Source organism: Nocardia sp. NBC_00508 (assembly GCF_036346875.1).
Lineage (GTDB): Bacteria > Actinomycetota > Actinomycetes > Mycobacteriales > Mycobacteriaceae > Nocardia.
Window position 1 is genome coordinate 3,239,298 of sequence record NZ_CP107852.1, and the last position, 21,361, is coordinate 3,260,658.

Annotated in this window: 15 protein-coding genes and 1 pseudogene; 9 read left to right on the plus strand and 7 right to left on the minus strand. The window is 68.0% G+C overall.

Annotation, left to right across the window (positions count from 1 at the left end; translation table 11 throughout):
- Window positions 1-73: 73 nt before the first annotated feature.
- The 4 genes from OHA40_RS14460 (at window position 74) to OHA40_RS14475 (ending at window position 6,694) form a co-directional block, all read left to right on the plus strand.
- A complete protein-coding gene (locus OHA40_RS14460; RefSeq protein ID WP_330233564.1) occupies window positions 74-1,168 on the plus strand; it encodes an isochorismate synthase in 1,095 nt (364 codons plus the stop codon).
- 172 nt (window positions 1,169-1,340) lie between these two features.
- Window positions 1,341-1,511 (plus strand): DUF2613 domain-containing protein, encoded by a 171-nt coding sequence (locus tag OHA40_RS14465; protein ID WP_330233565.1) that lies wholly within the window; start codon window positions 1,341-1,343, stop codon window positions 1,509-1,511.
- Entirely contained in the window at window positions 1,492-5,865 is a 4,374-nt protein-coding gene (locus OHA40_RS14470; protein WP_442944001.1) for an alpha-(1->3)-arabinofuranosyltransferase, read from the plus strand. Before OHA40_RS14465 ends, OHA40_RS14470 begins: the two co-directional genes overlap by 20 nt.
- A 391-nt stretch (window positions 5,866-6,256) precedes the next feature.
- Window positions 6,257-6,694: a DinB family protein gene (locus OHA40_RS14475; RefSeq protein ID WP_330234173.1), complete on the plus strand. Its 438-nt coding sequence runs from the start codon at window positions 6,257-6,259 to the stop codon at window positions 6,692-6,694.
- Between the two features lie 17 nt (window positions 6,695-6,711).
- On the opposite strand, the gene OHA40_RS14480 is transcribed toward OHA40_RS14475, so the two are convergent.
- Window positions 6,712-7,899, minus strand: coding sequence for an acyltransferase family protein (locus tag OHA40_RS14480; protein WP_330233566.1), 1,188 nt, complete (start codon window positions 7,897-7,899; stop codon window positions 6,712-6,714).
- Between the two features lie 203 nt (window positions 7,900-8,102).
- Here OHA40_RS14480 and OHA40_RS14485 point away from each other — a divergent pair, with 203 nt between their 5' ends.
- Complete coding sequence (locus tag OHA40_RS14485) at window positions 8,103-9,257, plus strand: DUF3068 domain-containing protein (protein WP_330233567.1); 1,155 nt, start codon at window positions 8,103-8,105, stop codon at window positions 9,255-9,257.
- 463 nt (window positions 9,258-9,720) lie between these two features.
- Here OHA40_RS14485 and OHA40_RS14490 read toward each other — a convergent pair whose 3' ends face one another.
- The gene (locus tag OHA40_RS14490; RefSeq protein WP_442944046.1) at window positions 9,721-10,932 is read right to left on the minus strand and encodes a polysaccharide biosynthesis protein; all 1,212 of its coding nucleotides are present in this window, start codon (window positions 10,930-10,932) and stop codon (window positions 9,721-9,723) included.
- Window positions 10,933-11,555: 623 nt separating this feature from the next.
- Between OHA40_RS14490 and OHA40_RS14495 the strand changes: the two genes are divergently transcribed.
- Window positions 11,556-13,334: a hypothetical protein gene (locus OHA40_RS14495; RefSeq protein WP_442944047.1), complete on the plus strand. Its 1,779-nt coding sequence runs from the start codon at window positions 11,556-11,558 to the stop codon at window positions 13,332-13,334.
- Window positions 13,335-13,437: 103 nt separating this feature from the next.
- On the opposite strand, the gene OHA40_RS14500 is transcribed toward OHA40_RS14495, so the two are convergent.
- Both OHA40_RS14500 and OHA40_RS34720 read right to left on the minus strand, forming a co-directional pair.
- Window positions 13,438-14,484: a hypothetical protein gene (locus OHA40_RS14500; protein ID WP_330233569.1), complete on the minus strand. Its 1,047-nt coding sequence runs from the start codon at window positions 14,482-14,484 to the stop codon at window positions 13,438-13,440.
- A gap of 15 nt (window positions 14,485-14,499) precedes the next feature.
- Window positions 14,500-14,643, minus strand: a pseudogene (locus OHA40_RS34720) (helix-turn-helix domain-containing protein); the annotation flags it as partial.
- A 1,056-nt stretch (window positions 14,644-15,699) separates the two neighbouring features.
- Here OHA40_RS34720 and OHA40_RS14505 point away from each other — a divergent pair.
- Window positions 15,700-16,245 carry a hypothetical protein gene (locus tag OHA40_RS14505; RefSeq protein ID WP_330233570.1) on the plus strand — a complete coding sequence of 182 codons (546 nt, stop codon included), beginning with the start codon at window positions 15,700-15,702 and terminating at the stop codon, window positions 16,243-16,245.
- 589 nt (window positions 16,246-16,834) lie between these two features.
- Here OHA40_RS14505 and OHA40_RS14510 read toward each other — a convergent pair.
- Window positions 16,835-17,245, minus strand: coding sequence for a hypothetical protein (locus tag OHA40_RS14510; protein WP_330233571.1), 411 nt, complete (start codon window positions 17,243-17,245; stop codon window positions 16,835-16,837).
- A gap of 236 nt (window positions 17,246-17,481) precedes the next feature.
- Complete coding sequence (locus OHA40_RS14515; RefSeq protein ID WP_330233572.1) at window positions 17,482-18,234, minus strand: phosphohydrolase; 753 nt, start codon at window positions 18,232-18,234, stop codon at window positions 17,482-17,484.
- A 115-nt stretch (window positions 18,235-18,349) separates the two neighbouring features.
- Between OHA40_RS14515 and OHA40_RS14520 the strand changes: the two genes are divergently transcribed.
- Both OHA40_RS14520 and OHA40_RS14525 read left to right on the plus strand, forming a co-directional pair.
- Window positions 18,350-19,300: a GlxA family transcriptional regulator gene (locus OHA40_RS14520; RefSeq protein WP_330233573.1), complete on the plus strand. Its 951-nt coding sequence runs from the start codon at window positions 18,350-18,352 to the stop codon at window positions 19,298-19,300.
- 331 nt (window positions 19,301-19,631) lie between these two features.
- Window positions 19,632-19,835, plus strand: a complete 204-nt coding sequence (locus OHA40_RS14525; RefSeq protein ID WP_330233574.1) for a hypothetical protein — start codon at window positions 19,632-19,634, stop codon at window positions 19,833-19,835.
- Here OHA40_RS14525 and OHA40_RS14530 read toward each other — a convergent pair whose 3' ends face one another.
- Complete coding sequence (locus tag OHA40_RS14530; protein WP_330233575.1) at window positions 19,836-21,281, minus strand: aldehyde dehydrogenase; 1,446 nt, start codon at window positions 21,279-21,281, stop codon at window positions 19,836-19,838.
- Window positions 21,282-21,361 lie beyond the last annotated feature (80 nt).

The window sequence follows — 21,361 nt, forward strand, 5'->3', positions numbered from 1 at the left end:
CTCGCCCGCGTGACTCGTGAGATTTGGATCGCTCGAGAGCGATAGGACCCGACGGCGGGGTTACGTTGGGTCCATGGATGGGTTCCTGCTTGCTCGGGCGGACGGCGTTGTTCGGGGGTACGGGAGCCGGGTCGTGTTCGATGACGCGCAGCGGGCGGGGGTGGCGCTGCGCGATGGGAGCGCGGAGCTGATCGTGGGTGCGCTGCCCTTCGATCCGCGCAGGCCCGCTGCCCTGAGTGTGCCCGAACGTGCTGAGCACACGGCCGGTCCGTGGCGGCCCGCCGCACTACCCGATCTGCCCGCGGTCCGGGTTGTCGCCGAAATACCCAGTCCGGCAGAGCATATCGCACGGGTGACGAAATTGGTCGAGCAGCTGGGCGATCCGGCGCAACCATTGCGCAAGGTCGTCGCGGCACGATCGGTGCTGGCGGAGGCGGAGTTCGCACTCGACCCGGAACTCGTCGCGGGACACCTGCTGACCAGGCATCCGCACGCCAACGTCTTCGCCGTCGACCTGACGCCCGCGGGTCGCGCCGGGGTGACGCTGGTCGGGGCCACACCGGAAGTGCTGATCGCCCGGCACGGCGGCACCGTGACGTTGCGCCCGCTGGCGGGCACCCTGCCACGGCTCGCCGACCGGGACGCCGACGCGGCGCAAGCCCGAGAACTGCTGGCCAGCACCAAGAATCGCGACGAGCACGCGTTCGTGATCGACTGGATCAGGGATCGGCTCGGCCCGATCTGCGCCGAACTGTCCATTCCGGACAGCCCGGAGCTGATCAGCACGCACGAGGTATGGCATCTCGCGACGCCGATCACCGGACGCCTGCGCGACACCTCGATCACCGCACTGGACTTGGCGCTGCTGCTGCACCCGACGCCCGCGGTCTGCGGCACCCCGACCCACCTCGCCTTGGACACCATCGCGCACGTCGAGGAGGACCGCGGGTTCTACGGCGGAGCGGTCGGCTGGTGTGTCGCGGACGGCGACGGGGAGTGGATGGTCGCGATTCGCAGCGCGGAGCTCTCGGCCGACGGCCGCACGGTGCACGCCTACGCGGGCGGCGGCATCGTCGCGGCCTCCGACCCGCAGGCGGAGCTGGACGAGACCACCGCGAAGCTGCGCACCCTGCTCGGCGCGCTGCACTGCAGCCTGCCCGAGCACTGATTCGCCGAATTCCGGCTGGCCTGTGCGACCGGTCACATGCTGGTCAGCGCGTCCGCAGCGCTGATCCGCGGGACAAGTCGATCGAGATTCCGCGGCCTGAGCGCATACAAATACCGGACGTCCTGCTAGGTTGACCGGGAACGTGCCTGCATCGACGTATTGGAGTGCCGCGATGAAGTTTGCTGTCCCTGGTGTTGCTAGTGCGGTCGCGGGCGCCGTGCTGGGCGTGATCGGTGTTCTCCTCATCACCATGGCCATCCAGCAGAACACGCGACCCGAGATCGACCGCAGCGGCGACAAAGACTCCTCGCTGCTGAACAGCGTTGAGTACGGCAGCCGCTGACCCGCTGACCTCCGCTTCATCTGCCGACTCGCTCGGATCTTCCGGGGCGCCGGGGCAGCACAGCACCGCGCCGCTCGGTAGACGCTGGTTCGCCGCGACAGTCGTCGTGGCGTTCCTGCTGACCTTCGCGCAGGCGCCCGGAAACACGGTCGCCGACACGAAATACGACCTGGCGCAGAATCCGCTCGGCTTCCTGGCACGCGCGAGCCATCTGTGGAGTAGCCAGGCGCCGATGGGCCAGGTGCAGAACCAGGCCTACGGATATTTCTTTCCACACGGCGCGTTCTTCTCGCTGGGCCATGTGCTGGGCGTACCCGCCTGGGTGACGCAGCGGGTCTGGTGGGCGCTGCTGCTGCTCGCCGGATTCTGGGGAATCGTCCGGCTGTGCGAGACGCTCGGCATCGGCACGCGTGGGTCGCGAGTCATCGCGGCGCTCGCGTTCGCGCTGTCGCCGCGGGTGCTGACCACGCTCGGCTCGATCTCCTCGGAGACGCTGCCGATGATGCTGGCGCCGTGGGTGCTGCTGGCGCCCGCCGCCCTCGGCATCGCCCAGCGGGACCGGCGGCGGCGCGGCGGTGCCGCATCGCCCGCGGGCAGCGCGCTGGCCCTGGCGCTGATGGGCTCGGTCAACGCGGTGGCGACGGTGGCCGCGTTCCTCCCTGCGCTGCTGTGGTGGATGTCGTACCGGCCGAGCCGACGCTGGTGGCGCTTCACCGCGGCGTGGATTCCGCTGCTCGTGCTCGCCACGTTCTGGTGGGTGGTGCCGCTACTGCTGCTCGGCAAGGTGAGTCCGCCGTTCCTGGATTACATCGAATCCTCGGGCGTAACCACGCAGTGGGCCTCGCTCGGCGAGGTGCTGCGCGGCACCGACAGCTGGACGCCGTTCGTCTCACCGGAACGCATCGCGGGCGCGGTGCTGGTGACCCAGCCCGCGGCGGTCCTGGCTACCGGTCTGGTGGCAGCGGCGGGCATGGCGGGCCTGGCCCTGCGATCCATGCCGTATCGGGGCAGGCTCACGCTCATCCTGTGCGTCGGGCTGGTCGGCATCTGCGCCGGGTTCGTGGGCGAGCTGGGTGGGCCGTTCGCGGAGTCGGTGCGCGTCTTCCTGGACTCCGGCGGCGCCCCGCTGCGCAACGTGCACAAGCTGGAGCCGCTGATCCGCATCCCGCTCGTGCTCGGGCTGGCTCAGCTGCTGGCTCGGGTGCCGTTGCCCGGCTCGGTGCCGATGCCGGTCTGGCGCGGCGCGTTCGCCCATCCGGAGCGGGACCGCGCGGTCGCGGTGGCCGCGCTGATCCTCACCGCGCTGGCCCTGTCCACGTCGCTGGCCTGGACCGGCAAGCTCGCGCCGCGCGGCGCCTACGACCGGGTGCCCGCCTACTGGCTGCAGACCGCGGACTGGCTACGGCACAATGCCTCCGACACGCGCGCGCTGGTCGTACCCGGCGCCCCGTTCGGCAGCCAGGTCTGGGGATTGACCCGCGACGAACCACTGCAAGCGCTGGCCGACACGCCGTGGGCGATCCGCGACGCGGTGCCGCTGAACCCGCCCGGCACCATCCGCGCGATGGATTCGGTGCAGCGGCTCATCGCCGACGGCAGGCCCTCGACCGGGCTGGCCCCGACGCTTGCCGCGCAGGGCATCGGAATCGTGGTGCTGCGCAACGACCTGGACCCGGACACCTCCCGCTCGACGCGGCCGATGCTGGCCCACCAGGCGCTCGACGCCTCGCCCGGGCTGCGCAGGGTCGCCGAGTTCGGCGACCCGATCGAATCGGTGGTGATCGCCGACGACCTGGTAGCCGACGGCGATCTGCGCCCGCCGTACCCGGCGATCGAGATCTACCGGGTGGACGCGCCCGGCCCGGGAACGCCCGCCGAGGTGCGCGGCGGCACCGGGGCGCCCGAGGCGTTTCCCGGCGCATACACCGTCTCCCTCGGCGACGTTCCTTACCTACAGGGCGGCCCTGAAGTGCTCGAACGACTGCACCGCGACCAGGCCGTCGAGACTCCCACCCTGTTCGCCGCAGACGCGGCTCGAGCCGGGCTACCCGTCGGTCCGGTGACGGTCACCGACACGCCGATGGATCGCGAAGCCGATTTCGGCCGGGTGGACAACCACAATTCGGCGCTGCGGGCGCCCGATGACGCGCGCCGCACGCACAACCTGGTCCCCGACTATCCGGTGCCAGGCACCGAGCTGGTGCGCGGCGAATGGTCCGGCGCGACGATCACCGCGTCCAGCTCGGCCGCGGACGCCACCCAGCTCGGCGGCGCGGCGCCGGGAAGTTCGACGGCGGCCGTCGTCGACGGCGACCCCGCCACCGCCTGGATCAGCAGCGGCATCGAACGTGCGTTGGGGCAGTGGCTTCGGCTCGACCTCGATCGCCCGGTCAAGGCCGGGCAGCTGAACCTGACCACCAGCGCGGCCGCCATCGGCGATCCGGTCAAGTGGGTCGAGGTGCGCACCGCCAACGGCACCGTCTCGGTCCGGATATCCGAACCAGGTGCGCCGGTGTCGGTTTCGCTGCCCGCGGGCAAGACCGAATGGCTGACCATCACCGCCATCCGCACCGAAGACGGTTCCGGCGGCGGGCAATTCGGCATCAGCGAACTCGCCTTGGACGACTACTCGGACCGTAACGCGCCGGTCCGCGTCGATATCCGGCATCGGACGGTGTTGCCGCCGACTCCGGTGGGCGCACCGGTGCGCGCATGGGATCTGGGCCAGGAATTCCCCGGCCGAAGTGCCTGTTTCGACGCGCCCGACCGAGTGCGGTGCAGCAAGGGCCTCGCGTTGGCGCCGGAGGAACCGGGAACGTTCCAGCGCACGCTGACGGTGCATGAGCCGATGTCGGTCACTCCCGAACTGACCGTCCGGACCAGGCAGGGGCCCGCGCTGGAGGCGCTGCTGACCGACCGCAGCCGCCCGGTGGCCAGAGGCAAGGCCGACGTAGGCGACCTGCGCGGCGCCGCCTTCGCCGCGACCGACGGCGATCCGCGCACGAGCTGGACCGCGCCGGAGGACTCGGTCCGCACGATGACCGGTGGCAGGCCGACGCTCACGATCGAGCTGCCCGAACCCGCGCTGGTGACCGGCTTGGACCTGACCCCCTCGCTCGGCGGCCTGCCCGCGGCGCCGACCTCCGTGACGGTGAATCTCGGCGACGGCCCGCAAGTACGCGAGCTGGACGACGCCGACCCCGGCACGCCGGTACACATCTCGTTGCACCCCACCGTGACCGACCGGATCGAGCTCAGCATGCGCACCTGGCGGCCGGTGCTGGACAAGACCGCGCTCGGGTTCGCACAGACCCAACCGTCCGGCCTGGCGGAGGTGTCGGTGCTCGGACCGGATTACCCCGAGTCCGCGCCGCTGGAACGTGAGCTCACCGTCCCGTGCGCGCTCGGCCCCACGATCGAGGTCGGCGGACGGATCCTGTCCACCACCGTCACCGCGACCGTCGGCGAGTTGCGCTCCGGCGCTCCGGTTCCCGCCCGGGTCTGCACCGACGACGCGGCCGAGCGGTCAGGCGAGCTTGCGCTGCCGCAGGGCCGGGTGGACGTCTCGGTCGGGCCGACCGACCTGTTCTTCGTGGACCGCCTGCGCTTGAACAGCACCGAGGCGTCCGCCGCGCACCAGCCGGATGCGGGAACGCGCTTGCTCGTGCTGCCCCTGAGCACCAACGTCGGTTGGCACGCGACCACCGCGGACGGGCGTGTCCTCGAACCGGTGGTGGTCGACGGGTGGCAGCAAGGTTGGCTGCTGCCTGCCGACGCCACCGAACCGGTCACCGTCTCGTTCCCGGCCGACCGCTGGTATCGCCTCGGCATCTTCGGTGGCCTGCTGCTGCTCATCCCGCTCGCCGCCCTCGCCATCCCGCGTCGCGGCCGCACGGCGAAGCGACCGGATGCGGCCGCGGCCGAACACACTCGCACGGTCGCGGATTCGCCTGCCACGCAACAGGGCCCGCAAGCCGGATCACCGCCGGACACCTGGGGCCGCAGGTGGATGGGCGCGGCCGGGCTCGCCGGTGCGACCACGCTGATCGTGGGGCCGGTGGGTGCGGTCGTCACGGTGATCGCCTTGGTCGCAACTCGTTTCAGGCCGCGCCTAGCCCCCCGAGCACTCGTCGTCGTGGCGGGTGTGGGTACCGCGCTGTCCGCCGCCGCCCTCTCCACCGGCCCATGGCGCTCGCCCGACGGTTATATGGGCGGGTCGCTACTGGTGCAGCTGCCCGCACTGATCGCGATCATCGCGGTGGGCGTCGCGGCGCTGCCCCAGCGCAAAGACCGGCCGAACACGAAACGGGCCGCCGAGTCCGGGGACGAGATCGGCCGACCGGCCTCCGACTGAGCGAGCCGCTGCCAGCCGCCTCGGCGCGGTCAGCGCGCTTGCCGCGCGCTGCGTAGTTGTGGCATCCGACGCGGGCAGCCGCATGTCGCTGACGGATGCCTGCCACCTGTCGCGGACACGGGTGGAGATCGCGCCGCACCGCGATGTGACGGTGGTGGAACAGCTGCCGGCGAAGCGCACCGAGGAGCGCACGTCGGTGCTCACCGATTCGGTCTTCAGCGCCTACGGGGACCACTGCCATAGCCGTGGGCGCACAAGCGGGCTTCCGCTTGCGAAGAGGCGGATTCGCCGTGCGCCGCAACGGCACTCGTTGCTAACGTTCCCACGCGTGAACACCTGTGCCGAATGCGGTTTCTGCTACGACTTGGCTTCGGCGGCCGAGGTGCCGTCGCTGGCGCGGGAGCACGCCGTGGAGTACGCCGACCTGCTGGGCGCGGATACCGGCAAGCTACGGCAGCGCGGCAGGCCCGACGTATGGTCACCGCTCGAATACGCCTGCCACATGCGGGATGTGCTGCTGGCCCAGCGGGAGCGTGTGCTGGCCGCGCGCCGCCTGGACAACCCGCCCGCGATACCGATGGGCCGGGACGAGCGGGTCGAGTACGACGGCTACGCGGAACAGGCTCCCGCGGACGTGGCCCGCCAGATCCGCGACGCCGCGTTGCTGTTCGCGAACGTGCTGGAGCGACTCGGCGACGAGGACTGGGAACGCACCCTGAGCTTCCCCTACCCCGAGCAAGCGGATCGCTCACTGCGTTGGCTCGCGCTGCACACCCTGCACGAAATGCGCCACCACCTGCTGGACATGCACCGGCAGCTGGACGGCTGACGTGGCTGCCGCGTCGTCTATCCGAGCGCAGGCTGGGGCTTTTCGTCCCGCTTCACCCGGTCCCGCTTGCGGGCCCAGCGTCGCACCGGCTCCTCGACCAGCGCGTAGCTGGCCGCGGCGAGCGGGAGGGTGATGGCGACCGTGAGGACGAGGACGTAGACGAAGTCCCCGGAGAAGGGCAGGATGCCGAACACCGGGAACACGATCGTCAGCACCGCGAGGTGCCAGATGAAGATGCCGTAGGACCAGCGTCCGAGCATCGCGGCCACCGGCGATTCCAGCCAGCGGTGCGGTCGCGCGGCCGGGTCGCGCAGCACCAGCGGCGCGAGCAAGGTGAACCCGATGATCGCGCCCAAGCCCATCTTCACCACGTACTGCCACGGTTCGGCTCGCGTCAGCCCGGCCGGTCCGGCCAGATCGGTCGCGGCGAGCAGGAAGGCGACCGTCGCGACCGTCCACATCAAAGGCTGGTTCGCCGCGATCTTCCACCACCGTGATAGCCGAACGCTATTATCGGCGAGCTCGGCGAGCAGCATGCCCGCCGCGAACCACGGCAAATAACCGGGCAACCAGTTGTCGGGATGAATGGCGTCCGGCGTCGGCACCGGAATGAAGTTCCAGCCGAGACTGATCAGCGCCACAGCGAGCAGAACGGGGACTCGCCAGCGCGCCGCCGGGCCGCGCAGTCGAACCAGAGCGAAGGCCAGCAACGGCAACACCAGATAGAAGGCGACCTCGACCGAAAGACTCCACATCTGGGTCAGCCCGTCGGTCAGTGTCAGTGGGATGAACACCTGAAGCAGCGCCAGGTTCGACACCCACACCCGCAGTCCAGCGGTCCCGGCCGCACTGGGCAGCAGCACGAGCACCACACACACCACCACCCAGTACGCGGGCAGGATGCGCGCGGCGCGATGTCGCAGGTAGTAGCCGGTCGGTGGGGCGGTGTCGAGCCCGCGCGCGGCCGCGGCGTGCGGGCGCCAGAGCAGGAATCCGGACAGCGCGAAGAACACCGCGACCGCCATATCGAACCGTCCCCACACCCGGCCGATGACGGGCGTGCCCGAGGCCGCGGTCTGGAAGGCGACGTGGGTCAGCAGGACTCCGAGAGCGGCCATCCCGCGCATGCCTTCCAGCGCGGGCACGAACGCGCGCGGGCGCACCCGTTCGGTAACGGGTGCGGTGGTGGGCAGCGTCGCGGTCATCAAGCTCCAGTCTGCCTTGCGAATTCACAGTTGATAACCCGACGTTTCAGATTTCACGCTAAACTCGGGCGATTTCTCGGCCGATTCCGGCCTCGACGCGGCATGGTACGACATCGGGCTGTTAGTGTCGGGGCTCACGAGTGCCGCGGGATGCCCGCAGTACTCGACGGAACGGCCTGTGTTCTACGACGAGGAGAGTTTGCATGGCACTGAGTGCCGGTACCAGAAGGACGGTGGCCTGCCTGCTGGTGGGTCTCGGCGCGCTGCTGATCGTCGCCGCACTGATGATCCCGACCTACACCGTCGACAAGCTGGCGAAGACTCCCCTCGATCTGGAGATCACCACGATCGCGACGAATCAGCCTGGTGAGGAAAGCCTAGTGCTGGACTCCAAGTCGCTGACCGCGCCGGAGGGTTCCGCCAAAGTCGACACCAACGTCCCGCTGGTTTCGCAGCGGTTCCTCACCGTCGAGGAACCGGCCGACGCCGAGAAGATGACGGTGCAGGCGGGCCAGACGCTGCGCCGCATCGACAAGCAGGGCGACACCGGCCTGCTGAGCGCGCTCGTAGACCGGGTGACCATCGACCGCGTGACCGGCATGCCGGTCGACACCGAGCCCAACGGCTCCATCGCGGTCACCACCACCAAGGAAGGCGAGACCATCGCCGACCCGGTGCAGCACACCGGTCTGCAGTACCGGTTCCCGATCGGCACCGAGAAGAAGACCTACCCCTACTTCGATCTCAACGTGCGCAAGACTTTCGACGCCACCTTCGTCGAAGAGACCGAGATCAACAACATGAAGGTCTACCGCTTCCAGATGTCGGTGCCCGCCACCAACTTGAACGACGTGGTCCAGTCGCCGACCAACCGGCTCAGCCTGCCCGCCGCCAAGTGGGGCGTCGAGGGCGGCGAGGAGCCGGTGACCATGAACCGGTACTACACCAACACCCGTGACCTGTGGGTCGAGCCGCAGACCGGCACGGTGATCAAGGGTGGCGAGCAGCTGCACCTGTTCTACTCGCGCACCGCGGACAAGCCGGAGATCAGTGCGCTGAAGTCGCACATCGTGTTCGACGAGAACACCGTCGAGTCGCAGATCTCGGTGGCCAAGGAGAACATCGACAAGCTGTCGCTCTACGGCCGGATCATGCCGATCGTCCTCGGCGTCCTCGGCGTGATCGCGCTGATCGCAGGCGTGTTCCTCGGTGTCCGCCGGGCCGGGCCCGCCCCGGCGCCCGCGCGCTCCGGCGGCGCCCCGGGCCAGCGTCCGGGCGGCGGCACCTCGCGGGGTGCAGGCGGTCGCGGCGGCGATGATGCGCCCACCGAGCAGATCCGGATCAACAAGCAACCCTGATCCGGCTGAGCGTCACTGAATTCGGCTCCCCGCCATCCGGCTGGGGAGCCGAATTCGTTTCTGTACCGTCTCTCCGAGTACTCAGGCCGTACTGGTAAGTGCCGCGAAACCCACGTTCAGGTTCTAGGTCGGGTGCCGAGCAAGTTTTGGGCGTACCACCCATGTACTCACGAAATCAGTTGTCACGTATGCCCAGCTTTCCCTCGAAGGCAAGGCATGCCGTGGCGAACAGCCTGCCGAGAGGAGCTTCGGCCGTCCGGATCGTCCACGTAGACCAGAACGTGTACGGCGGCGATCATGGGCTCGATCTCAGGTAGGTGCCAGTCAACCGGCGGGGCGCAGCCGCTCAGGGCGTGTCTGCTGTCGGCCGCGCGCAAGACCATGACCGTGACCAACAGGGTTGTCGGCCACCGCGACCGACACGATCGCGGTGGTCGAGAGCTCGATCATGGGCAGTGGCCCGTCAACCGACCGGGCGCAGCGGCTCGGGGCGTGTCGTGCTGTCGGCCGCGCGCAACACCACGATGGCGACCAGCAGGGTCGTGGTCGCCGCGACCGATACGGCCGTCGTGATCAGGGCCGGAACCGTGCGGGCAAAAGCCAGCATCAGCGTGACTTCGACGGCCAGGCCGAGCCAGGTGACCACCGCGAGCGAGGTGCGGTCGACGGCGATAGCCGACAGCACCGCGCCTTGCAGTACGGCCAGCACCGCTCCGTGCAGCGCGAACAGCCACAGCAGGCCTTGGATCGGGGCGTAGTCCTCGCCGGCGAGCAGCGGGGCCAGCGGGGCGGCGACCACGGCGCCGAGCACCGCGACGAGGCCGATGCCGCTGAGCACCGCCAGCGCGGCCCGGATGGCGCCCGCCGACTGAGTCGGCTGGGCCATCCGCGGATACAGCACCACGCCGACTGCCTGCGGCAACCAGAACGCGATCTTGGTGGCGATGGTGCCGAGTGCGTAGCGGCTGGCATCCACGTCGTCCAGCACGATCCGGACCACGATCAGGTCCGCCGACTGCAGCGCCATCAGCGCCGCCTGCACCTGGGCGGCCCGCAGGACCGGCAGCACGCCCGTGGCCGCGGCGACCTCGCCCGCCTCGATTCCGGCACCGACCCGCGTGGACGGCGAACCGGCCACGATCCTGGCCAGCACCGCCGCCGCCGCGATCCCGCAGGCCGCGGCCCACAGCGCGAGTGTCGCGCCGCCGCTCAGCGCCAGAACCACCAAGGCGGGCGCGACCCGGGATATCCCCGCCGCGCCCAACACCACCCCCAACGCCCGAAACCGCTTGTTGCCCTGCAAGACACCCTGCTCGCCGGACAACAGCACCAACGCGGGCGCGGCACCGAGTGCCGCCGCGGTGGCGGCGACACCGACGTTCAGCGTGCGGGATACCAGCGGCACCAGAACTGCCACCACCACGGCGACGATCAACGCGCACCGCCACTGCAACCCGCGCAGCGCCGCCACGTCCGCACCGCGAACCAGCTCCCGGGCCACCACGTTCTGCAAGGCCAGCGCCGGCACCGCACACAGCAGCTGCACCGCGAGCAGACTCGCGAACTCGCTGTATCCGGTGACCCCCAGCCACCGTCCGGCCAGCAGCTGCAGCAGATACCCGGCCACGTTGGCGGTCATCGCCCCGGCCGTCACCCACGTCAGATCCGCCACCATGAGAAACCGACGGACAGCAGACACGCTCCCCCGCCTCTCTGGGTCTTCAGGCCGTACCAGTCGGGTGACGCAAGATTCGCGTTCAGGTCCTGCGTTGGGTTCCGCTCATGTTCTGGGCGTACCCGGTGAGTTACCGATGCGCTCGCGCGATCAGTTGTCCTGGTGTCGCAAGCCACTCGTCGGCGCGAAGGCGGCTGGCTGCACTGTCGTTGAAACCACCGCTCTCGATGACGCCCGCCACACAATACAGTGCGAGGTCGAGGTCCTGATAGGCCACCTCGAGCTGGGCGAGAGTCGTCGATTCGCCCAGCGGCTCGCGCCCGAGAGGCTTGCGACGCGCACCCAGCCGATGCCGAGGCAGGCCGGATCAGCTGCCGTCGCGCCGCGCAACGTGACCGCTGATTTGGTGAGTACATGGGTAACTCACCGGGACCGCCCAGAACTCGGGGCCCGCGCGAGGTAGGACCTGAAGGCAAATCCCGCGCCACCTGACTGGTACGGCCTGAATACTCGGAGAGGCGGACCCACGCTGGCATCCGCGCGTACCCGGCCGAACCGGATTTTTAGTCGCCGCTCGGCTCCGCCGTCGGGCTCTTCGGAACGTACAGTGCTCAGGCGTGGGTGTGAGCCGTCGGGACCGAGTGCTGGCTGCGGGATACAGCGCGGCGGCGGCGTTGCTCGTGGCCGGGCCGCTGCTGGGGCCGGGGTACCTGCTGTTGCGGGACGCGGTGAGCACGCCACGCAGCTATCCGACCGACTCAGCGCTCGGGCTGGGCGACGCCGCGCCGCGTGCGGTGCCGCAGGACGCGTTGCTCGCGGTTCTGTCGCCGATCGTGGACGGCGGGCTGATCGTCAAGGCGATCCTGGTCGTCGCGCTATGGGCCGCGGCGTACGGCGCGGCGGTGCTCGCGCGCGAACTGCTGCGCGCGTCGATCGGGGCACAACTCGTCGCCGCAACCGTCGCGCTATGGAACCCCTATGTGGCCGAGCGCCTTTTGCAGGGCCACTGGAGCCTGCTCACCGGCTATGCCGCCCTGCCGTGGACGGTGCTGGCCGCCTATCGCCTCCGAACGGCTGCGCAGCACGAGACAAGCCGATCGGCGTCCGCGTGGGCGGCGCTCGCGGTGTCGCTGGCCGCTGCTGGCCTCACCCCAACCGGCGCGTTGTTGGCAGGCTGCGCGGCGCTCACTCTCGCCCGGGTGCGGCAACTTCCCGCGACGCTCGCACTCTGGGTGGCCGCGTCCGCGCCGTGGCTGGCCGCCACCGCCTTGTCCGGGGCGGGTAGCGAACCCTCCGACCCCACGGGTATCGCGGCGTTCGCCGCCCGCGCCGAACCCGGCCTCGGCACGCTGGGCAGCCTGGCCGGGCTGGGCGGGATCTGGAACGCCGACGCCGTGCCGGATTCGCGCACGACGCCGCTCGCCGCGATCGGCAGCATCGCGCTCCTGGCGATTGTCGCGCTGGGCGTGCGTGCCGTCGCGACGGGCAACGACGATCCGGATAGTCGCCACGTCCGCCGCGTGCTGCTGCTACTCGCGGCCATCGCGGTCCTGTTTCCCGCACTCGGCGCGACACCATGGGGCATGCAGGCGCTGGAGTGGCTGGTCGCTCACGTGCCGGGCGCGGGTCTGCTGCGGGACACGCAGAAGTACGTGGCCATGGCCATGCCCGCCTATGCGTTGTGCGCCGCGGCCGGATGCGGCGTGCTGGCGCGGCGTCTCTCCGCCGCCCCGCAGCCAGCGGCCGACCAACCAGCGGTGACGCACCGAGCAGTGACATCTACGGTCGCAACGGTATTCGTCGCACTCCTTGTACTACCGCTCTACGACCTCGCTTGGGGTGTCGGCGGAGCGGTCCGAGCCGTGCACTATCCCGACGGGTGGCAACGGGTCGCGGAAAGGATCGACGATTCCGCCGATGTCGCGGTGCTGCCGGGCGGGATGTTCCGCAAGTTCCGCTACAGCGGCGCCGCGCCGGTACTGGACCCGGCGCCGCGCATGCTGCCGAGTGACGTCTTGCAGACCGGTGAGCTCCCGGTGCGAGGCCGTACGGTGTCCGGCGAAGGAGCTCGCGCCAGCGACGTGGAAGCCCTACTACTGCACGGCGGTTCGGCCTCGGATCTGGCCCGCCTCGGCGTCGGCTGGGTGCTCGTCGAACGAACCACCCCCGGCCCGCTCGGCGAATCGGCGACCACCCTTGCCCAACTCGAACCCACCTACCATGACGCCGACCTCGCGCTATATCGCGTGCCGGGCGTCATCGAACAACGCGGCCCGACAACGCTCCAGCGCACCCTTGCCTCTGCGGCCCATTCGCTCTGGGGCGCAATGCTTGTCGTCGGCCCGCTCGCCGTTCTCGGCCTATACGCACGATCCCGAACGGCGGTGCGGCGACGCAAATGACATGCGGTGCAAAGTCGCCTGGAACATCCACACAGTGGGCGGGAGGGCATCCAACTCTCCACGCGCGAACATTTGCACCGGACAGGTTGTTTCAGGCTGGCGGTCAGGTCGAGTGCACATAGGCAACCAGCGTTTCTCGCATGTCTTCCGCGACCGGCGAGTCCGGGAAGTGCTCGGCGAGCAAACCCTCCAACTGGTTCAGTCGCTTCCGCACCCATGAGAAATGCGCACTGATCGGGTTCTCCAGAACCGGCGATACGGCCGCGATGCTGCCGTCCAAGTCTCCGAGACGTGCACTCGCGGAAGCCAAATAGATCTGCGACAACATCTCGTCACCGGGCGATCGCTGCACCTGCCATGCCTCGATAGCATCCGTAGACGCCTTAACAGACTTGCGCAAAGTCCTTTTGTCCTCCGCCCACATGAGCGAAAACCCCCGGTAGTAAATCTGTTTCGCCGGAGTGAAGGTGAACAGGCCCGGTATCTCGTCCGGCCCTGCCGCATCCCGTGCACGCTCCGCCTGGTCGAGCAGTTCCAGAGCGCGTGCCGAGTCGCCGAGGTTCGCTACCGACGCGGCGAGTCCGCACAGCAAGCGGGGCTCGGCAGTGCCGGTGGAGTTGTTCACATATCGCAACCCGTCCGTTGCCGCCGCTGCCGCCTTCTCAAAATCCTTCACAAACCGCAACGCGAGAGCTCGAGTGCCGCACGCCCATGCCCGCAACTGGTCATGGTCCGCGCGGTCCCCGAGCTGAAACGATGCCTGAGCGTGGACGCGGGCGGTGTCTGCCTGCCCGAGGTCGAGCGTCAAGTACGACAGCACACCGCAGACGCGGCCGAGCGCAACGTAGAGTTCCCGGACTTCCTCCGGACGATGCGCACCCAATTTGATTCGGCGCATCAACTCCGCCCGGATATCCAACGCCCTGACCAGGGTCCGGTCGTAGGACTCGAACCGGGCGTTTCGAGCTACGTCGATGATTCCGTCTTGAACGTCGTCGAGTGGTGCGGCGTCCGGCGCTGCGAGCAATGCTTCCGATTCGAGCCGGGCACGCTCCAACATGCGGATGGTGTCATCTCGCCGTGCCTGGTCTGCTTGATCGGCATCCCATGCGGCTACCAAGGTGCCGTTCGCGTTGAGCATCCGGTCCACACGCTCGGCCCAACCTCGGTCCTTTGGCCAACGGCGGCCCGTCTCGACGTTCCCGAGTTGCCCCCGAGTGTCGTATACCAGCGCGGCAAGGTCGCCCAGACTGAGCCCGCGGTCTCTGCGTAGCTGTCTGAGCGTACGTCCGGTTCGTTGAGATTCCATCCCCAGCAATGCTGGTGCCGCTACGTCCAACGCACACCCCGCCGACTGTATTCAGATTCGAGCTGGACCGTTGAATACAGCGTAGTCCTGAGCCGGCGCCTCTGTCCGTGTTGATGTCTATTTGCGCCCCCTCGGTGGCCTTCGCCAACGATCACTTCTCACCCACGCCGCCGACGGCGGGCGCACCTACAGACTCTTCGACATGAGCAGAGGTCTTGTCATGGAGCAGACGGCTTTTGGGGACACGCCGATGTCCCGATGCGCGTACTACCGCAGAGTGTGCGATCTACCCGCCGTGATCGACCCGCCCGAGCTGGGGCGCATCATCATGCGAACCTCGCATGTGTGGGCGATGACCATGCCTGCACCGCTGGGGCGCGCGGTAAGGCAGGTGATGCAGCGACGTGGCGTTGGTGGAGGGCCGATCGTGGCGCATCCGCGATCGAACAGGTGGAGCTACCTCGTACGGCCCGATATTCCCGATGACACAAGGCTTTTCGCCGAGATGTACCGGGTCGACGTGTCAGTGGTCCGGGAAGGCGGGACGGTTGCCTTGCCGTTTCCTACCGCTCAGTCCGGCGCTATCAGACACTGGATAGAGACACCGCGGGATACCTTCCGCCCGTCCGGAATGGTTGTGCTCGACGCCATCCGTGCCTGTGGTGGGCCCGGCAGGCGCAGGGCGGTGGCACATGTCTGAATGTGGTTGTGGCCCTTGCACGGACCTCGCGCCGCATCCGATGACGACCATCTACGAGGGCACGAGGAGCGGCAGCTGTGGACCCTGATGATCGCCGAACCTCGCCGATTCCGTCCGAAAGGGATGTTCACCTCTCGGTGTTCTGGCATGGTGCCCGACTGGATTTCGTCGCGTGCGTCACGGCGGCGTGCCTATTCGTCCAGGAGTGGCGCGCTCGGCACTGGCACGACGCAGTCGAAGTGTCCATGGACGACGACACCGACGGATATCCGAGATTGCCATGTGAGCGGCTGTATTTGGAGCCGTGACATGGGACACTGGCCTACTGTTCGGACCATGACGAGAAGGAGCTAGGCGTGGGGAATGACGAGCAGTTGACCATGGATCTCGGCGTACCCGTCGAACAGACCGAATGGGGAAAATGGGTCGACCCGGACCGCCGCAAGGCGCAAGTCCGGAAATTCATGGACCGCGCGGGCATACGTGAGATTCCTTCGGAGCCGTGGCCGGAAGACTCAGCGGAGGTTGAGCGGCTCGATCCGATTATTGCCGAGCTGTTCCCGGATTTGGCTACGGCGATGGCTCCCGAGAACGCCGACATGGCCGACGCATTTATTTGTTTCATCGGCGAGTGTTGTATCAAATTTGCGGGCGCGGAATGGATGGAATACAAATGGTTCGGTCGTGACAATTCGTTTTATGACCACGTGAATCCGGCCCTGCGATTTGACACGTTGGACGCAGATGAAGACGTAGAGACCGCGTGGGGATTGATGCGAAGCATGATCGAATTCCATCCCGAAGATCATGACGGGATGTTCTCAAAAATGGCTGCAATCCTCCGTGAATATGCAGGATATCACCAGGAGAAGCTCGACGAAGAAGCGTCGACCACTCCGTAAGTGCCACCGCACAGAACCCTTTGACCAGCAAGTTTCACACACTGGGGGGTGTGGCCAGCCGTGCCAGACGAATATTACAGAGACCGCGACCAGGTCCCAAATCATGAGCGCGGCAGGATATTCGAGAGCGGTTGCGATCGATTCTTTCGTGACAGCGAGAACGGCTATGCACAGCAGTCTCGCGTATATGAAACCCGAGAAGGCCGAGTCCAGTTCGACCACGTAAAAGAATACCGTGACCACCTGTTCACAATAGAAGATAAATCCGGCAGGATCGAGGGGAAGAAAGACGAAAAACAACTGCGTGCACTGCGAGAGCTTCTCCAGGAGAACGACCAGCACAAGCACATTTTGCGATCCGTAGAGGGCGAACACGTATCGAAAGAAGTGCAGGAACTTATCACCGGCCTGAAACGGGATTTTCCGGACCGGTTCACACACAGGCTCATCTCGCGAGCTGACGCCCGGACAATTTGGGCATTGGGCGTAGATTTGGAGCGAAGTAAACAGCTCGAACTGCCGGAGCGAGGTAAGCAGCTTGAGTTACCAAGGTGTAGCAGAGAAGGCGCGAGAGGAGAAGGCGCAGGAGCTACAAAAGCGGAGAGAGAAGATCGCCAAGCTGGCGAAAGCACGCGCGCGAGCCGAGAAGTTCCGGAATATGCTGAGATTCCGCGACGGTGCCACGCGTGGCCGGGTAGAAGCCCCCGAACGAGTCGAGCGCGATCGACAAGCGCGAGAACAAGCCGAGCGAGCCAGGCAAGCACGCGGAGCCGATGAACGTGCACGGGTTGAACGGGCGGCTGCCGAACGGGTTGCGCTGGAATTCCCGGTGCCCAATCAGTTCCAGGAACGGGAAGCCGTTGACACGGGGGAACAGGCGGCCCGGGAGGCAGCCGACGCTGCCAGCCTGGAGCGTGCAGCAGCCGACGCCCGCACGGCGGAGGAGAAAGCACGCGAGGCGGCGGATAAGGAACGCGCCGAAGAACTGGCGCGACTGCAAGCCCGGGGGGTGCCCCCGGAAGTGGTGAAGATTCTCGGGCTCGGGCAGGCGCAGCCACCGTCAGCGGCGGTGCGGGAGCCGCCTGGTAATGCACCGGGCGTTGTCCGGGGCGGCACCGGGCAAGGGCAGGACCGCGCGCGCGGAGTATCCCGCGACCGATAGCCGTCCGCGCTCGATCGGCTCACAGTTTGTAGAGAGACACCGATCAACTCGCCGTGGCGGTAACGGTGGCGGCGCTATTCGTCGAACGGCGCCATCCGGATCATGGTCAGGAAGCCCTTGCCGTTGAGCCAGCGCACCCTGCCGTCCGGCACAGCCTCGGCCTCCGCCTCGAAGGCCGCGATCACGTGCCGTTTGAGGTCGTGGCGCGGGTGCCGCCGCAGTAGCTCGGCGACCCAGTCCTGGTCCAGTTCCGCCAGTCGCGCGCCGATCACGTCAACCGACGCGCCCGCGGAGACGAAGCCGCCGGGGTCGCTGAGATCGTCGGCGACGCCGGGGGTGATGTGGGCGGCAATGGCCGCGCCGATCGCTTCGGCGCGTCCGGGGTCGGCACCCGCATCGAGCGCGAACGCGGCAGCACGCTCGCCGCCGGTCACCGCGAAACACCGTCCTGGCGTGGGATGTTCGAGTTGAAGGTCGTGCAGCAGGCAGGAGACGTAGACGAGTTCGTCGTCGTAGGTGGCGCCGTCGAGGCCAGCCAGGACTCGTCCGAAGTAGTAGGTGCGCAGCGAATGGTGCAGCACGTGCGGGGAAAGCGATTCGCGCGCTTCGGTTTCCGCCGCGACAGCCAGCTTGGAATCGGGCAGGCGCAGCCCGGCGAACTCGAGTTTGCCGCGTCCGCGCCGCCCCAGCGCGAGCCGCACCCGGTTGGGCACAACGGCGGGCAGCGTTCGGGCGGTCTCGACGGCCAACCTTCGGCGTTGCTCCTTGGACAGCGCGCCACCGGTGCGGGTGGCCCATTCCCAGTCGATGCCGGTCGGTGCGGCCACGCCGGTCTCCTTCGTCGTCGGAACTCTGTGTCCGCATCAGTCAAGCGCAGCCCAGCGTCGGTGACGAGTGGCAGAGATGACAGTAACGCTCGGATTCATGCCAAACTGGTGAGTGATGAAGAAAGTGGTCGCACTCGCGCTGGACGGTGTCATGGCCTTCGACCTGGCCTCTGCCGTACAGGCGTTCCGGCATGGACCAGGTAAGACCGGCGAACCGAGCGGGTTCGAGATGCGGACATGCGGGCTGCGGCCGGGACCGGTGTGGACGCCCAATGGCTTCGAATTGCGGGTGGCACACGGGCTCGAGGCGATTGCGGAGGCCGATATCGTCGTCGTCCCCGGGATCGGCATTCCGACATTGCCCACTCCCCGGGAGGCGCTGACCGCGCTGCGGGATGCGGCCGAGCGCGGCGCGACGCTGGTGAGCATCTGCGTCGGCGCGTTCATCCTCGCCGAGGCGGGTCTGCTGGACGGGCGGCCTGCCACCACACACTGGGCCTATTGCGACGAGTTCGCCGAGTTGTATCCCGCGGTGAAACTGGACCCGGCGGCACTGTATGTCGACGACGGTGACGTGCTCACATCGGCGGGGCTCTCGGCAGGCTTGGACCTGTGCCTGCACATCGTCCGCAGGGAACTCGGCGCACATGCGGCGGCGGAGTTGGCCAGGTGGAATGTCACCGCGCCGCACCGTGAGGGCGGTCAGGCGCAGTACATTCCGGATGATCCCGGCGCTCGCCACGTCGACAGCGGCTTGGCCGCCACGCTGGCCTGGGCGGTCTCCGAACCTACTGCTGCGGTCGACGTTTCGGCGCTGGCCGCGCACGCGTTGATGAGCGAGCGCACGTTCATCCGCCGGTTCAAGGCGGAGGTGGGCACGACACCGCGGCGCTGGCTCGACGCCCAGCGCACCGCACGTGCCCGCGAGCTACTGGAAACTACTCGTTTGCCGGTCGAAGTCGTTGCGGCGCAATCCGGCTTCGGCAGCGTCACCGCCCTGCGGGTACACCTGCGCGCGGCGACGGGAGCCACCCCTGCCGCCTACCGCCGATCACTGGGTCGGTGACCGCGGCACGGTAACATTCCGGCCCGAATGACGTTGTAGCGCAGTGTTATCCACTACTTCGCGCGAAAGCCCTTGGCACGCAGTGCATCAGCACTGAGCAGCGGCTCGGGATTCCACCCGCGCCGTAAGTTTATCGACACATACAAAGGGGTAAAGATCTTGTTGAGAGTTTTCGTGTAGTTCGTAGCGTATCCTGGGCGTGTTCTCACTACTACCCACACAGCCTGATTACTGGCGGTTAACTGATCGACTGACCTACTTCCCTACCGATATCGGACCCGCGAGCCCGCGGCGTACGGCGAGATCGAGGCGCGAGAGAGGTGGTTGGAGCATGGCCGATCTGGAGACGACGGCGCCCATTCTCCCGATGGATGCCGAATTCGAGTTCGCGACCGCGAGCACCCCGCTCCGCCGGGCCGCGGGACGGCTGCGGACCGTGCTGCCGCCAGGCTGGCGCGTCGAGGTCGTCGACGCACCGACCTGGCTGTATGGCGACCGGGCGCCCATACTCCGGGTGGTCATGCCGTCCGACTGATCACCCGGTCCAGCCGAGCGGCATGAGCAGCGATTTCTGCTCGCAGAACGAGTCGAGACCTTCCGGGCCGTTCTCCCGCCCGAGCCCGGATGCCTTGTAGCCGCCGAACGGCGAACTCGGGTCGAACGCGTACCAGTTGATCGCGTAGGTGCCGGTACGCACCCGCGCGGCGATCTCGGCGCCGTGCTCGATATCGGTGGTCCACACCGAACCCGCGAGGCCGTACACCGAGTCGTTGGCGATGGCCACGGCCTCGTCCTCGGTCTCGTACGGGATGACCGACAGCACCGGCCCGAAGATCTCCTCCTGGGCGATGGTGGACTTGTTGTCCACGTCGGCGAAGATCGTCGGTTCGACGAACCAGCCGCGATCCAGACCCTCCGGCCGACCGCCGCCGAGCACCAGCCGCGCGCCCTCGGCTTTGCCCTTGGCGATGTATCCCTCCACCCGGTCGCGCTGGCGTTCGGAGATCAGCGGGCCGAGCTGCACGCTCGGGTCGTTCGGGTCGCCGACCTTCATCGTCCGCACCTGCTCGACAAGCGCGTCGAGGATTTCGTCGTACCGGCTGCGCGGGGCGAGAATGCGTGTCTGCGCGACGCAGCCCTGCCCGCTGTTCATCAGGCCGGAGAACGCCAGCAGCGGGATGTTGGCCGCGATATCCATGTCGGGCAACAGGATTGCCGCAGACTTGCCGCCCAGCTCGAGCGAGACGCTCTTGAGCTGCCCGGTGGCGATCGCGCCGATCTTCCTGCCGACCGCGGTGCTTCCGGTGAAAGTCACCTTGTCCACGCCGGGGTGCGAGACGAGGTACTCGGCCGCGTCGGGCTCGGCAGGCAGCACCGAGATCACACCTTCGGGTACCCCCGCCTCGGTGAAGATGTCCGCGAGCATATTGGCTGTGATCGGCGTGAGCGGGGCCGGCTTCAGTACCACGGTGCAACCGGCCAGCAGGGCGGGAGCGAGCTTGTTCGCCGCCAGGAACAGCGGGACGTTCCACGCGGTGATCGCGGCCACGACACCGCGCGGCTCACGGGTGACCCGTGTGGTGCCGAACCCGCCGACCCGCGTTTCGCGCCACGGGAAGGACTCGGCCAGGGCCGCGTAGGCGTCCAGCGCGGCGACCGCGGGGATCTGGTTGAGCGTCATGGCGATCATCTGCGGCGCGCCGACCTCGGCGGTCAGCGCGGCGAGCAGGTCGGCGGAACGCTGCTCGATCAGCCGTGCAGCCCGGGTGAGCACCGCGGCACGCTCCTGCGGCGGCGTGGCGGGCCAGGGGCCGTGGTCGAAGGCGTGCCTGGCCGCGGCGACCGCGGCGTCCACGTCCGCACGGCTCACCACGGGTACGCTGCCCACCGGCTCTTCCGTGGCCGGCGAGATGACCTGGACGCGCTCGGCAGTGGCTGGCGCGGTCCAGCGGCCGCCGATGAACAAGCTGTCGTAATCCATGAGAACACGTTACAGTTTTACGCCCAGTTTGTCTGTAACCTGTTTCAGTTTTACGCCCGCCCGACGCGCTGTCCAGTGTG